Origin of the sequence: Candidatus Dechloromonas phosphoritropha (assembly GCA_016722705.1) — a bacterium.
GTDB classification, from domain to species: domain Bacteria; phylum Pseudomonadota; class Gammaproteobacteria; order Burkholderiales; family Rhodocyclaceae; genus Azonexus; species Azonexus phosphoritrophus.
This window is the reverse complement of record JADKGN010000004.1, coordinates 239,238-253,695: the sequence shown is the minus strand read 5'-3', so window position 1 is coordinate 253,695 and position 14,458 is coordinate 239,238. Positions and strand designations below refer to the sequence as shown.

At 58.9% G+C, this 14,458-nt stretch carries 13 protein-coding genes and 1 pseudogene; 10 read left to right on the top strand and 4 right to left on the bottom strand.

Annotated features, from left to right (window positions below; genetic code table 11):
- Positions 1–330 precede the first annotated feature (330 nt).
- The 8 genes from IPP03_06885 (at position 331) to IPP03_06850 (ending at position 7,912) form a co-directional block, all read left to right on the top strand.
- Positions 331–1,098 carry a hypothetical protein gene (locus tag IPP03_06885; GenBank protein ID MBL0352376.1) on the top strand — a complete coding sequence of 256 codons (768 nt, stop codon included), beginning with the start codon at positions 331–333 and terminating at the stop codon, positions 1,096–1,098.
- Between the two features lie 1,229 nt (positions 1,099–2,327).
- Positions 2,328–2,522 (top strand): hypothetical protein, encoded by a 195-nt coding sequence (locus IPP03_06880; protein MBL0352375.1) that lies wholly within the window; start codon positions 2,328–2,330, stop codon positions 2,520–2,522.
- Between the two features lie 19 nt (positions 2,523–2,541).
- A complete protein-coding gene (locus IPP03_06875) occupies positions 2,542–2,793 on the top strand; it encodes a hypothetical protein (GenBank protein ID MBL0352374.1) in 252 nt (83 codons plus the stop codon).
- Positions 2,794–3,085: 292 nt separating this feature from the next.
- Positions 3,086–3,361 (top strand): YfbU family protein, encoded by a 276-nt coding sequence (locus IPP03_06870; protein MBL0352373.1) that lies wholly within the window; start codon positions 3,086–3,088, stop codon positions 3,359–3,361.
- A gap of 118 nt (positions 3,362–3,479) precedes the next feature.
- Complete coding sequence (locus IPP03_06865) at positions 3,480–4,100, top strand: hypothetical protein (GenBank protein MBL0352372.1); 621 nt, start codon at positions 3,480–3,482, stop codon at positions 4,098–4,100.
- A gap of 73 nt (positions 4,101–4,173) precedes the next feature.
- Positions 4,174–5,862, top strand: coding sequence for an AMP-binding protein (locus tag IPP03_06860; GenBank protein ID MBL0352371.1), 1,689 nt, complete (start codon positions 4,174–4,176; stop codon positions 5,860–5,862).
- Between the two features lie 63 nt (positions 5,863–5,925).
- Positions 5,926–7,596, top strand: coding sequence for an AMP-binding protein (locus IPP03_06855; GenBank protein ID MBL0352370.1), 1,671 nt, complete (start codon positions 5,926–5,928; stop codon positions 7,594–7,596).
- 154 nt (positions 7,597–7,750) lie between these two features.
- Complete coding sequence (locus IPP03_06850; protein ID MBL0352369.1) at positions 7,751–7,912, top strand: hypothetical protein; 162 nt, start codon at positions 7,751–7,753, stop codon at positions 7,910–7,912.
- 268 nt (positions 7,913–8,180) lie between these two features.
- Here IPP03_06850 and IPP03_06845 read toward each other — a convergent pair whose 3' ends face one another.
- Positions 8,181–9,407 carry an MFS transporter gene (locus tag IPP03_06845; GenBank protein MBL0352368.1) on the bottom strand — a complete coding sequence of 409 codons (1,227 nt, stop codon included), beginning with the start codon at positions 9,405–9,407 and terminating at the stop codon, positions 8,181–8,183.
- 99 nt (positions 9,408–9,506) lie between these two features.
- On the opposite strand from IPP03_06845, the gene IPP03_06840 reads away from it, so the two are divergent.
- Positions 9,507–10,031: a 3'-5' exoribonuclease gene (locus IPP03_06840; protein ID MBL0352367.1), complete on the top strand. Its 525-nt coding sequence runs from the start codon at positions 9,507–9,509 to the stop codon at positions 10,029–10,031.
- A 125-nt stretch (positions 10,032–10,156) separates the two neighbouring features.
- Complete coding sequence (gene aroG, locus IPP03_06835) at positions 10,157–11,236, top strand: 3-deoxy-7-phosphoheptulonate synthase AroG (protein MBL0352366.1); 1,080 nt, start codon at positions 10,157–10,159, stop codon at positions 11,234–11,236.
- 117 nt (positions 11,237–11,353) lie between these two features.
- On the opposite strand, the gene IPP03_06830 is transcribed toward aroG, so the two are convergent.
- From IPP03_06830 to IPP03_06820, 3 genes and pseudogenes are all read right to left on the bottom strand, one after another.
- Positions 11,354–12,340, bottom strand: a complete 987-nt coding sequence (locus tag IPP03_06830) for a diguanylate cyclase (GenBank protein MBL0352365.1) — start codon at positions 12,338–12,340, stop codon at positions 11,354–11,356.
- 118 nt (positions 12,341–12,458) lie between these two features.
- A pseudogene (locus IPP03_06825) lies at positions 12,459–13,493 on the bottom strand (hypothetical protein).
- A gap of 61 nt (positions 13,494–13,554) precedes the next feature.
- Positions 13,555–14,376 carry a crotonase/enoyl-CoA hydratase family protein gene (locus tag IPP03_06820; GenBank protein ID MBL0352364.1) on the bottom strand — a complete coding sequence of 274 codons (822 nt, stop codon included), beginning with the start codon at positions 14,374–14,376 and terminating at the stop codon, positions 13,555–13,557.
- Between the last annotated feature and the right edge of the window lie 82 nt (positions 14,377–14,458).

The window sequence follows — 14,458 nt, the reverse complement described above, 5'->3', positions numbered from 1 at the left end:
TAAGTGAAATTTTGTTTCTGGAGTTGTTTTTCTTGTTTTGTTTTTTTGGAGTGGTTTTTGATAGGATACAGATAATAATATTAAAAACCCAAAGACAAAGAGTTTAATAGGAACGCGTGTGCCTACGTGCACGGGCGTGCGCTATATAGGTAGCAATGCCATTGAGATAGTTTTTTGGAAAAAACTATTTTCTAATAATCGGGTTGTTTTTGCTTGATTTAAATATCAAGACATGATTCACTTAATGTGAAAAACATATTAGCTGCTTTGTGATTGGCTTTTATGGTGCGCAGTATATTGAAGCAATTTTCTTACATTCGGAGTCGTGTGATGAATACAACAAAATCAAATGAAAAATCGATGCAGATGCCTGGATACATTAAAGAAGAAATAGACGCTGAAACAGGCATAATGCAAAAATTTTGGAAAAATATTTCAGACAAAATTCACTTCAGGAAATTTGATGAAGTGGGACAAATGTTGACAAAATGGATGAAAATAAAAGGGAAGGCTGTAGAGGTGCCGGTCGACAACGATTATTTCGTTGAAAACATCGACCAACAACTTCTTATTGACCGCATTTTGTTCACGAGGAATTATTCAGACATGCTTGTCTTTCAAGTAATGAAAGGAAAGCTATCAGTTTTGACCGGACTAGCGCATGTCAAACAAGCTGAAATCGTCAAGGCGACGAAGCTGAATAAGGGACAAGTCTCATCAGCAATTAAGCGTCTTAAGTCCCCCATCGTCTTGAATGAAGATGGGCACAAGCTTCCTGAGCTTGTGCGTGAATATGAGGGTGATACAAAGAGACCTGCCTGGTTCGTGTTAAATCCTGAGATTGTTATTACCGGCGACCACAATCGCGCACGTGAGCTATGGGATGGTGCAAAGAAACAGATTGAAGCCGCTCAGAAACGGCGCAAGGCCGAAGTTGCCAAGCTGGTACAAGAAATCATTGACCGCATTAATGATCGCATCAATGCGGGCGAAGTCGAAAGCGTCGTTGTCGATGACGAGCTATCAAAAGTCAAAGATGTCTGCGTCAAGGAAGATGTTGAGTTTGCAATGACTCCGGCGTGGGAAGATGACTTTTGAGCAATGAAGCAGTTGCCAATCATGGCATCGTGTTGGGATAACTGCGTGTGTCGTAACGCAGTGGTCACATCGAAAGAAATTTTCGTAAAATCAGACCATTAAAAAAACCCGAAATCTCGGGCTTTTTTTCACTTTATACGGCCAGACATGAAAAAATTTGTCGTAAAATTGTCGTAGCGAGTTTTTCGCTAAACGACTGGGTTTTTTTGTTTGCTTGACAAAGTGCGCTAAGTATCTGATTTTAAAAAACTATGATTTCTCGCGTTTTTTTACGATTAGTGCAATTGAGCGTTCGGGACGCAGGGGCCGGAGGTTCGAATCCTCTCACTCCGACCAGAAAATAATAATCAAGCCTCTGTTTTTCAGGGCTTGTTTCCGGTGGTTCGTTCCAGAGATCGAAAGAACGGAGTTGCGCCAATTTCCGATCTCTTTTGGCGCAAGCGTGGAGGATCTGCGCTTGCCGTCCGTAGCGGAATTGCCGCCCAATACCTAAGTAACGCGAGTCGTCCGAAGCGTGTCTCGCTGCGCTCAACGCCCCGGGACTCCGGGCAACGATGAAGCCGCCGGCGGCTTCGCTAAAGATCCGCATGCGCCGGGTCGGCGTCGAGACCCAGACCATTACCTACTTCAGGTAGAGCAGGCACGCCTCAACGTCGCCTCCGATTTGTCGGTCAGCATCATCCGCGACCGTACCATTGCCACCCGGACCAAGCTCGCGGAACTGACGACCGAGGACCCGGCGATCCGGTTCCCTCAATCTGTGGCATGAGGCCGTCCATGGGGCGGCGGGCCCACAGGATTCACCTGGTGGCCGACGTGCGGTAGCGGACCCGAAATCCTGAACCTGCGCGCGCATGGTGAGCCCGGCGCGGGACGCGATGAATCCGTTCACAACCTTCTCCAGTCGCCTGAAACCCGTACGCCGATCCGCTGCCGGCATTCCAGCCTCTGGCCCATCCTGTTGCTGATGCTCTTCTGAGTGGCGGTCCTGCTCGGCTTCCTGCTCGGACGGGCGCTGCTCCTCCTGCTCCCCGTCTTGGTGGCGGGCTTGGCGGCGTTAATCGTGCCGCGTTGGCTGCGTACCCACGATGTGCAGGCGGCGAATTAATTGCCGAAGGTCGTGGAAGGCATCGATCCGGCTATTTCACCAAATCCGTGAATTCAATCACAGCCGGATTTTTCATGCTCGGGGATCATGGCTACACACAAACACGAATGGAGAAAAAGCCATGTCGCCCAGCCTGAACCCGAATTCCCCGATGCGCCAGCGCCCGAACCCAGCGGCCGCGAACGGGTCTCGTTCCAGTAATGAAAACACCGGCAGCTTTGACCTGCGCGCCACGCTGGCTGCAATGGTGGTGCGTGAACTTTCTTTTGCGGAATTCCGTGCCGCCCTCGAAAAATCCGGCATGCGCGTTAGCTGATCGGGAAGGAACAATGACCATGGCAACCCAGGCAACCGTCTCGCTGGTCGGTAATATTTTTTTTGCAACGTTAGGTGATGGACGACGCGTCAAGCAACCTGATCTGCGCAGGTTGGCCTATGCGCTGTATTCTTCCGGCGTCCTGTCCGCCGACATCAGGTTTGAATGGCGGGCGGGACTTCGCATGACGACCGCTGGCCAGCGGGTAGGTCTTACTGCGGAAATGACCCGTCTGGAGCGTGAAAGCCTCAACCTGACCGTCGCGGCGTAGGGGATCGGCGATACATCTCAACAATTCCGAAAAGCTGATCCTGATCATGCTCGGCGAGGTCTAAGAAAGGCTGGGCATAGTCGGGGGATCATGAATGGACCCGAAAATCGTCCAATCAGCCATCTACAGCGGCCACACGTGGGGCATCGAATGGAAATACTCCTGGATTTATGATAATTCGGACGCTCAGCCTCCCGAACTCAACGATGTTATCAACATTCTGAGCATGTAGAGTGTTGTCGAGGAAGCTTACGAGATCTTTGACGGCGACCAGAAAGCCCAGCTAAAGCAATTGGCTCCTCCATTTGGGAACAATTCCGGTTTTCCTGGCTTCGGCGGCAATGAAAAAGGTGAATTCAGCAGCATCGCCACGTTCCTGGCCGAACATCAGGATCGCTTTACCCGATTCAAGGGTCGGATATGCGACAGCCACACCCCCTCTGTTGCGAAGTATCGTCGGATGTGCGAAGTGTTCGAGACAGTTCAGCCCGCGCTGTTTGGTCGGCAACTCATTGTCAACGAACTTGCCCAGATACTGAATGTGAGAAGTCATCATTCAGAAGATTGACCGAATGGAAGCCGCTGGCGCGAATCGCGCGTAGGGGGGTGCGCCGACCGGCGCAACTGACGAAGATCAATGCCACGCCGCTGCCGGTAGCGGACAATGACGGGAACTGGAGATAGAGATGACCTTTCCCGAATTCTTTGCGCGTGTTCCCACCATCACGCTGCGCGACCCGCTGGCCGATCTGCTCGGCGCTGCCGAAGGTGGACTGATCGAATATCACTTTGCCGACGCCGTCAGGCTCGCCGGCCATTCCTGCCCGACCGTCGCCGGCGCCTGGCTGATGACGGTACGTGCGTTGCGTGCGCTTTACGGCGATGAAATTCCCGAGCGCGGAAATATTGCGGTGGCGCTCCGTGAAAACATCGATAGTGGCGTGGCCGGTGTCATCGCCAGCGTCGCCGGGCTGCTCACCGGCGCTGCCGGCGAAGGCGGCTTCAAGGGGCTGGGCGGCCGCTACAGCCGGCGTAATCTGCTGCAATTCGGCGTCGCCGGCAGCAGCGGCATGTCCTTTATGCGTCGGGACACGAATGTTGCGGTCGACTGCGAATTACACCTCGAAAGCGTTCCCGCTGACCCTCGCCTCGGCGGCTTGCTCGCTTCTGTCGTGAGCGGCACGGCTGACGTTTCGGCAAGACGCCTGTTCGGCGAAGTCTGGCAGGAACGCGTCAGACGTATCCTGATCGACCGCGGCGACGATCCGGAACTTGTCCGCTTGAGAATGTCCGGTAATCCGTCCTGACTGGAGCCGCTGAGAATCGATCAGGATTAAGTTCCAGCAGACAGTTGGGTAAATGACACGCATGGGGAGCGTCATGAACAGGATCTGGCTCAAGAACTACCCTCAGGGTACGCCGGCCGAGATTGATCCGGACCAGTACACATCGATCCTCGACCTGCTCGACAAGACGTTTGCCAAATTTGGTAACAAGCCGGCCTTTCACAATCTCGGCTGCTCGATGAGCTATGCCGAACTGGAGCGGCAGTCGCGTGCCTTTGCGGCCTTTCTGCAGGGACTGCCGGGGATGGTCAAGGGCGAGCGCGTGGCAATCATGTCCCCCAATCTATTGCAATACCCGGTGGTGCTCGTCGGCATCCTGCGCGCCGGGATGACCGTGGTCAACGTCAATCCGCTATACACGCCGCACGAACTGGAGCACCAGTTGAAGGACTCCGGCGCTCGTATCATCGTCATCGTCGATAATTTCGCGCAGACCCTGCAGCAGGTGTTGGGTAAGACTTCGATCGAGCATGTCATCACCACGCAGGTCGGCGATCTGCTGCCGGTCCCGAAGCGCTGGCTGGTCAATTTCGTGATCAAGCACGTCAGGAAGATGGTGCCGGAATGGAATATCGACGGCGCCATCACGCTGCGTACCGCTCTCGAGCGCGGCAGCGCGGCGCGCTTCAAACCGGTGGGCACGACGGTCGAAGACATCGCCTTCCTGCAGTACACCGGCGGCACGACCGGGGTCGCCAAGGGCGCGATGCTCACCCACCGGAACATCCTGGCCAACATAGAACAGCTTGGCGCGTGGTTCTCGGGGACCATAACGGAAGGTAACGAAATCCTCATTGCGCCGCTGCCGATGTACCACATCTACTGTCTTATCGGGACGCTGGTGTTCATGAAATGGGGCAGCCATACGGTGCTGATCACCAATCCGCGCGATCTGCCGGCCTTCGTCAAGGAATTGGGGGGCTGGAATTTCACCGCGTTGACGGGCGTCAACACGCTGTTCAATGGCCTGTTGAACACCCCGGGCTTCGACCAACTGGATTTCTCGGCACTGAAATTCGTGACTGGCGGTGGCGCCGCCATCCAGAAGCCCGTGGCCGAACGCTGGCAAAAGGTGACGGGAAGCTATCTCACCGAAGGTTTTGGCCTCACGGAAGCCTCGCCGATTGTCTGCTGCATGCTGCCGGGCACGGCGTGGGATGGCACCGTTGGTTTTCCGATTCCGTCGACCGTGGTCTCGATCCGCGACGGCGATTTCAACGAACTGCCGGCGTGGACCGGTGAGGGCAATATCGAGAAACACACCGGCGAGATCTGCGTGCGCGGGCCGCAGGTCATGAAAGGTTACTGGAAGAATCCCGCCGAAAGCGCCAACGTGCTTCACGATGGCTGGTTGAAAACCGGCGACGTCGGGCATCTCGACGACAAGGGTCGGGTGACCATCACCGACCGCAAGAAGGACATGATTCTGGTCTCGGGTTTCAATGTTTATCCCAACGAGATTGAAAGCGTCGTCGCGGCGCACCCGGGCGTTCTTGAATGTGGCGTGGTGGGTGTGCCCGATGAAAAGTCGGGCGAGGCGGTGAAGGTGGTGATCGTCAGGAAGGATCCGAATTTGACGAAGGAGTCTGTCATCGAGCACTGCCGGACGTCCCTGACGAGCTACAAGGTTCCGCGCCACGTCGAATTCTGCGATGCCCTGCCCAAGACGCCGATCGGCAAGGTCCTGCGCCGCGAACTGCGCCAATCGATCCAGCGCGACTGAGGGATCGATTCGGAGTAATCTGGACGCTAGGCAGCGTGAATGACAGCAAAGAGGGGGACCATCATGAACAAGATCTGGCTCAAAAACTACCCGCAAGGGATCCCGGCGGAGATCGATCCGGATCAATTCAAATCCATACCGGATCTGCTCGACAAGACGCTTGCCAAATTCGCCGACCGGCCGGCCTTTCACAACCTCGGCTGCACGATGAGCTATGTCGAGCTGGAACAGAAGTCACGCGCTTTCGCGGCCTTCCTGCAGGGGCTGCCGGGAATGGTCAAGGGCGAGCGCGTGGCAATCATGTCACCGAACCTGCTGCAGTACCCGGTGGTTCTGTTCGGCATCCTGCGTGCCGGGATGATCGTGGTCAACGTCAATCCGCTGTACACGCCGCGTGAACTGGAACATCAGTTAAAGGACTCTGGCACGCGGGCCATCGTCATCGTCGAAAACTTCGCCCAAACCCTGCAGCAGGTGCTGGGCAAGACGACTGTCAAGCATGTCATCACGACGCAGATTGGCGACATGCTGCCGGCCCCGAAGCGCTGGTTGATCAATTTCGCGATCAAGCACGTCAAGAAGATGGTGCCCGCCTGGCACATCGACGGCGCCATCACGCTCGCTAGTGCGCTCAAGCGCGGTAGTTCGGTGCGTTTCAATCCGGTCGATGTGAAGAATGAAGACATTGCCTTCCTCCAGTACACCGGTGGCACGACCGGCGTTGCCAAGGGCGCCATGCTGACCCACCGCAACATTCTCGCCAATCTGGAACAGACGGGCGTGTGGATATCCGGCAGCTTCAAGGAAGGTAGCGAAATCGTCATTGCCCCGCTGCCGATGTACCACATCTTCTGTCTCACCTCGACGCTGTCGTTCATGAAGTGGGGCAGCCTGAGCGTGCTGATCGCCAACCCGCGCGACCTGCCGGCCCTGGTCAAGGAAATGGGAAGCTGGAAGTTCACGACGATGACCGGCGTCAACACGTTGTTCAATGGCCTGTTGAACACACCGGGCTTCGAACAGCTCGACTTTTCGGCGTTGAAGGTGGTGGTCGGCGGCGGCGCCGCCGTACAGAAGCCTGTCGCCGAGCGCTGGCAGCGGGTGACCGGGCACTTCCTCACCGAAGCCTACGGTCTCACCGAAACCTCGCCCGGCGCCTGCTGCATGCCGTTGGGCGGCGCCTGGGACGGCACGGTCGGCCTGCCCATCCCGTCCACTGAAGCATCGATTCGTGATGAGGATTTCAACGAATTACCGGTGTGGACCGGTGCTGGCGACATCGAGAAGCACACCGGCGAAATCTGCGTTCGCGGCCCGCAGGTGATGAAGGGCTACTGGAACAATCCTGCCGAAACTGCCGACGCGCTGCATGATGGATGGTTGAAAACCGGTGACGTCGGCCACCTCGACAATCAGGGGCGCGTTACTATCACCGACCGCAAGAAGGACATGATTCTGGTGTCGGGCTTCAACGTCTATCCCAATGAGGTCGAAAGTGTCGTTGCGGCGCACCCAGGCGTTCTCGAATGTGCCGTGGTCGCCGTGCCCGACGAAAAATCGGGTGAGGCGGTCAAGGTCGTGATCGTCAAGAAGGATCCGAACCTGACGAAAGAGGCCGTGATCGAGCACTGCCGGACGCTCCTCACCAGCTACAAGTTGCCGCGCCATGTCGAGTTCCGCGATGTGCTGCCCAAGACGCCAATCGGGAAAATTTTGCGCCGCGAATTACGCTAATTGATCCAGTGCATCTGGTCTCGTGAGGGCTTGCGGAGCAGAGAACGCTTGAGTCGCCGGCGGCCGGCCCTCATACTGCCAGTTGTTCAATAATGTTGCCGGACAGCGGACTCAATCCGTTCACCCCTGCCAGGCATTACTCAGGAGAAATGAAATGACGCTATGCCCCATCGCCATTGTTGCCGGTTGCAGCAAGTGCCCGGTGGTCAAGATCTGCCCCGTCAAGACGGTTCTCGGCGACTATGCGCCGCCACCGGAACCACCGGTGAAGCCGGCCCCCCGGAGAAGGGCGCCCGCCGCCAGGAAGCCCAAGTAGCCGAGGCCGCCTCCGTTGCCGGGGGTGGGGAAGTGCCGATCGCATTGATCGGAATCTAGCTGCGTCGGCGACAGAGGCGGATGGTCAGGCCGGTAGCAGAGTGACTTGATTTCTTGCTGGTCGCGCAGCCGGAAAATTCGGGCTGTTGCGGTCGACGGGTCAATACACCCAAAAACCGCGCAGGTGAGGAGGGTGCACTACCCCGCTTGGGCGGGCGCCCCCGGCAATCGGTGGGGCCGATCCTTTCATTCAGGGAAATCAGAGAAATTCAGGCCGGATCAGCCATAGTCTCGCCACCGCCGACGCGTAGCGCGGTGAAGATCGCAAGCGCCTGGAGCATGGCGATACCGATCAGAACCTGGGCGAAGCGTCCGTGGTCCATGAACACGCCGAAGACAATCGGGGCCAGCGCCAGCCCGGCGTCGAGGCCTGAATAGACGAAGCCGTAGACGCGCCCGTAAGCGGCCTGCCCGAAACGTGAGGTGGCCACACGCCGGACCAGCAGATCGCGCGAGGGACCGGCGACACCGGTGCAGAAGCCGATGCCGGCCATCAGGGGCAAGACGCTCCACGACGGGAGGGGCAGCGTCGCCAGTGCGACGGCCAGCAGCGCCGCCGCGCCCAGTGCCAGCGCGATCAGGCGTTCGTGATCACCCTTGCGGGCGAGCAAGCCGCCGCCGAGAATGCCGGCCGCCCCGCCCAGCAGGTACGCCGAGAGGGCGCTGGCGGCGACCGCCAGCGAGAGTCCGTGAAGATTCTGCAGGATAGGGGTTGCGAAATTCTGGATTGCCCCGAAGGCGGTGGTGATCAGGAAGAAGAAGGCGAAACACGTCCACACCGCCGGCGAACCGAGGAAGGCGAATATCGAGACGCCTTCGCCTTCCCTCACTTCGTACGCAATGCCTGGTGGATCGGCGAGAGCATCACGACGCCAGAACAGCAGGGCAAGCGCAGCGGCCGCGACCATGGCCGCGCTCAGCGCGGCGGCTCGCCAGCCGGCGCTGGCGGCAATCGACGTCAGGAAAACCGGCGCCAGCGCCCAGCCGAGGTTGCCGGAAAGGCCGTGCATGGCGAAGGCATGGCCGAGGCGTGGTTGCGAAACATGGCGGTTCAGGACCGTGAAATCCGCCGGGTGGAAGACGCTGTTGCCCAGCCCGGCCAAGGCGGCGACGACGACCAGCATGGCATAGTCGTCGGCAAGCGCGAGCAGCACCGCGGCAACGAGGAAGCAGCCGATCCCGGCGCCCAGCACGCGAGCTGCTCCCAGTCGATCGACCAGAAAACCCGAGAGGGCCTGGCCGACTCCGGAAATAACGAAGAACACGGTCATCGTCGCGCCGATGCCGGTAAAGCTGAGTCCGAAATCCTCCATCAGCCAGGGAAACAGCGGCGGCAACAGCAGGTGGAAAAAATGCGACACACCATGCACGAAACCGACCACGGCGATGGTCTCGACATCGTTTCGAGGGTGCTGTGAGAGTGTGGCGCTGGTCATGGGCGGCAACCGGAATGACGGATGAGCGGAGTCTACCGGCTTCTTGCCCGAAGCGTGCCGACGCATTAGCCTTGCGTCTTCGAATGACTGGCAAGGCAAATGCAAATTTTCATCGACACCGAGTTCACAATGCTCGCGCGCGAGGCAAGCCTGATCTCCTTCGGCGCGGTGAGCGAAGACGGCCGCGAGTTCTATTGCGAACTGTCACCGATTCTTGACGAGGAGTGCTCGGAGTTTGTCCGGGAAACCGTGTTGCCCTTGCTCGAAGGCGGCGCGGCGGTTTGCCCACGCGCCCGTTTTGCCAACCGGCTCGCTGCCTGGCTGGGGCAGTTCGATGCCCCGGTGCTGCTCTCGGACAGCGACTGGGACATCTACGTCGTGCGCCACGCCCTGAGCGGCGAGCGCAATCACCTTCCGGGTCTGCTCGTGCTCCCGGGCCTGGCCGGGCCGCTGGACGTCATGCTGCTGACGCTCGCGCCCCTTTCGGTCGAGGCGATGGCGATTTTCGAGCGCGAGCTCAGGCGCCATTTTTCTAGGGACAACAGGCAACATCATGCGCTGGTCGATGCGCGAGCAATGCGCGACGGGCTGCTGGCCATCATTTCCAATCTCAAGGTGGAATAGGGCGGACCCCTGCGGATTCCGGCGACCGGCAGTCGCGCAATCGATGGATGGGGATTCAAACCGGGAATCTTCGGGCGGCATCGGTTAGAATGCCGGGCTTTCAGCAATTTTCAATGGGACTGGTGATGACGCCGCAAAGCAAGCCGAACACCGACGACCTGCGGATCCGGGAAATCAAGGAACTGGTACCGCCGGCGCACGTCTTCCGCGAGTATCCAGTCTCCAGTCGCGCGGCGCAGACCACCTACGCGGCCCGTCAGGCAATCCACCGTACCCTGCACGGTGCAGACGACCGCTTGCTGGTCGTTATCGGTCCCTGTTCGATCCACGACTACGACGCCGCGCTGGAATACGCCAAACGCTTGGCGAAGGAAGCAGAAAGGCATGCTGAGGATCTCGTCGTACTGATGCGTGTGTATTTCGAGAAGCCACGCACCACGGTCGGCTGGAAGGGGCTGATCAACGACCCACGTCTCGACAACACTTTTCGCATCAACGAAGGCATCCGCCTGGCCCGGCGCATCCTGCTCGAAATCAACGAACTCGACCTACCCTGCGCCACTGAATTTCTCGACACCATCACCCCGCAATACACCGCCGACCTCATCGCCTGGGGCGCTATCGGCGCCCGTACCACCGAATCGCAGGTGCACCGCGAACTTGCCTCCGGCCTCTCCTGTCCGGTCGGCTTCAAGAACGGTACCGACGGCAACATGCGTATCGCGGTCGACGCCATCCGCTCGGCCAATTCCCCGCACCACTTCCTGTCGGTCACCAAGTCCGGCCACACCGCCATCGTGTCGACGATGGGCAACGAGGACTGCCATGTCATCCTGCGTGGCGGCAAGGAACCCAACTTCGACGCCGCGAGCGTCGATGACGCCTGTACCGAAATCGCTAAGGCCGGCCTGGCCGCCAGGCTCATGGTCGATTTCTCGCATGGCAACAGCCGCAAGCAATACAAGCTGCAACTGGAAGTCTGTGCCAGCGTTGCCGCCCAGTTGGCGGCTGGCGAGGAGCGCATCGTCGGCGTCATGGTCGAATCGCATCTCGTCGAAGGCCGTCAGGACCTAGAGCCAGAGAAGGCGCTGACCTACGGCCAGAGCATTACCGACGCCTGTCTCGGCTGGGATGACAGCCTGACGGTGCTGGAGAAGCTGGCGGCGGCCGTCCGCGCCCGTCGGGTGGCGGAGGCAGCGGCGTAAAGATTCCCTGGTCGAGTCGAACAGAGTGTTGACAGCCGGCAAATGGCTTGGTCGAGGCGTGAACCGAGGCAGCCCGGTTCTCATTGCCGAAAGCCGATTGCCGCGGAGATCCGCCGGCTAGAGCATGACCCGATTACGTCCGCCGCTTTTCGCCCGGTAGAGCGCTTCATCGGCGGTGGCGATCAACTCCGGCAATGTTTGCTCCGGCTGCATGCGCCCGATGCCGATCGATACGGTCATGTGCGGCAGACCTTCGCCGCGTCGGAAGTTCAACGGCAGGAATTCGATCGCGCGACGCACACGTTCGGCGACGATGAAGGCCTCGTCCAAGCCGGTGTTCGGCAAGCCGATTACGAACTCCTCGCCACCGAAACGCGCCAGCAGATCCTCTGGTCTTATGTTGTTGACGAGCGATGCGGCGACGGCCGCCAGCGCCTGATCACCGGAAACGTGTCCCCAGGTGTCGTTGAGCCGCTTGAAGTTGTCGATGTCGATCAGCAGGCAGCAGAATGAACGGCCCCCGTCGGCACAGCGCGCCATGATCCGCGGGAAAGAATGTTCCATCCAGCCGCGGTTATTGATGCCGGTCAGGGCATCGACCGTCGCTGCCAGTTCGAGGTCGCGCTGCGTTCGCTTGTTGCGAATGAGCAACTCGTTGCCATGGCGCACCCGTGTCGACAGGATGTAGAGCAGATTGCGGGCGATGGCATGCGAGATTTCGACCATCGTCCAGAGGACATCCTGCGAAACCCGCAATACGCATGTTTCCTCCTCGGCAATGACGTCGGCCGACACCACGTTGCCATCAACCACCGACATCTCGCCGGCACATTCTCCAATGCCGATGTAAAACGCTGGTTCGTCGTCCGGGGCCGTCAGGTGTACGCTCACGCGACCGGCGAGGAGGACATAGATGCTACCGTTCGGTGCATTGCGGGAGAGCAGCGTCTCGCCGGTGTCGATGGTCAGTTGTTCGCAGTCCAGAAGCAGATGCGCGATCGCGTCCATGGGGACGTCGCGAAAGAGCCGCGATTGGCTCAGCATCTCGATCAGGTCGGTGCCGGTTGTCTCGGCTGCTCCCGGTTTTTTCTCTTTTTCGCTCATCTCTCTTTCTCTAGTGAGCGGGCATCCACATCCGCTTCAGCCCGGTTGCAATGATGCTGCCTAATCCCTTTGGCAGTCAATGCACCCCGCGTAACCGCGACCGGACGCTTCCTAGATACTACTTCGGCATGCGGTACTGGCCTCTCATCGTCAGCACGTGCGCTGACCACACCTTGCCGTAAGGCAGGTCATCGACCACCGGCTTGCGGATCATCTTCAGGCACTGCGCCATCTGCCCTTCGCTGCTGCTGGGCTTGGAGTACATCTGTAGGGCAAACTTGGAGAAGTCGCGCACCATGAAGTCGAAGATCTGGTCGAGCACCTCCGTTTCGAGCTTGTGGATTTTTGCGTTCTCGAGGATGAGTTGGCCGTAGACGACGAGCGTGAACATTTCGCCGGCGGTCAGCAGGAATTCGATATCCTTGGCCTGCGCCTTGGTCGGCGACGCCAGCACGGCCATTTCCTTGAACAGGGCGATCTGCCCCTTGAACACGTTTAGGTTGGGCAGGTCGTAGCTGGCGTAAACGATGCGGTAGTCGTGAAACCTGATTGTGCCCTGTCCCCTGGTCGAACAGGAAGGCGTCGTCGGCACCGTCGTCGCGCCTGGGGACTTCCGGGTATTCGGCCGGCGCGAAGAAGTAGTTGACCATGAACTTGACGATCAGCGCCATATTCACATGCACCGTACCTTCCAGCTTGGGCAGGCAGCGGATGTCGGCGGCGGCCATCGAGAAGTATGGCTCCTTTTCGAAACCCTTGGCGGCAATGACGTCTCACAGCAGGTTGATGACTTCCTCGCCCTGGGTCGTCACCTTCATCTTGACCATCGGGTTGAACGAGAGTCCGAAAGCGAAGATGTTGCCGTCGTCGAGCAGGCGCTTGGCCCTGCCTTGCGCGTCATTGTTGCTGCTCATCAAGATGGGGCCGATGCCGCAGTACCGACACCTGATAGACGTACCAGTAACACAGGCCGTAAAAGCCGAGGATTTCGGCAAAGCCACTGACGCGCCAAGTATCCCAGACGGCGCCATTGTAGGCCTCCTTGAGCTTGGTCAGCCCCTTCCTTTCGAAGAAGGCGATGGTCTTTTCCATGATCTCCCGCGAGCGCTGATCAGGATAGGCGCGGATTTTTTTTCGAATTGAGCAGGATCATGAATCGCTCCTTTGCTGGCGTGGATGGGACGAATGGGCGGACGAAGCGGCGGTTCCCCAGTTCAGTCGGCGAAGCGCGGCGGGCGCTTTTCGCGCTGGGCGGCGATCGCTTCGCCAAGATCGTCCGAGAGCAGCATCGACGCATTCCAGGTGGCGACGAAGTTGAGTCCGTCGGCAACCGAATGGTCACGGCTGTAGTTCATCACCTCTTTGATGCCGCGAATTGCCAGCGGTGATTTGGCGGCGATGGCGAGCGCCAGCTCGCGAACCGTTGCGGGCAACGTCTCTTGGGATGTGAAAACACGGTTGACCAGGCCGATCCGTTCCGCTTCATCGGCCAGGAAGTTGCGCCCGGTGAACGCCAGTTCGCGGGCCACGCCTTCCGGTATCAGGCGCGGCAGGCGCTGCAGGGTGCCGACGTCGGCGACCATGCCGACGTCGATCTCGCGTACCGAAAAAACGGCGTCGGTGGCGGCGTAGCGCATGTCGCAGCAGGTCACCAGATCGACCGCGCCGCCGATGCAGGCGCCGCGGATGGCGGCCAGCACGGGTTTGCGACAGCGTTCGACGCTAGAGAGGCAATCCTGCATGTCGAGGATCAGGCGGCGCAAGGCTTCCCGACTGCGCGCACCGTCGGGATGTGCGATGTGCTGCTGGATGCCGGCGAGCAGGGCGAGATCAATGCCGGCACAGAAGTTCTTGCCGGCGCCGGAGAGAATGACGACGCGCACCTCGGGTGTGGTGTCTGCCCATTCAAAGGCCTGGCGAATTTCCTGCCACATGGCCTCGGTCATCGCGTTGAATTTGTCGGGCCGGTTGAGGTGGATCTCGGCGATGCCCTGTTCGAGGCTTAGCGACACTGTGGAAAGATTCGGCAAGTTCATGGAGTTGGCTCCGGGCGAGGGTGTCGGACAGCATAGCCGGCACGGTACAGGTGCGGGTAGGGGCAACTGCCTAAACGACGAC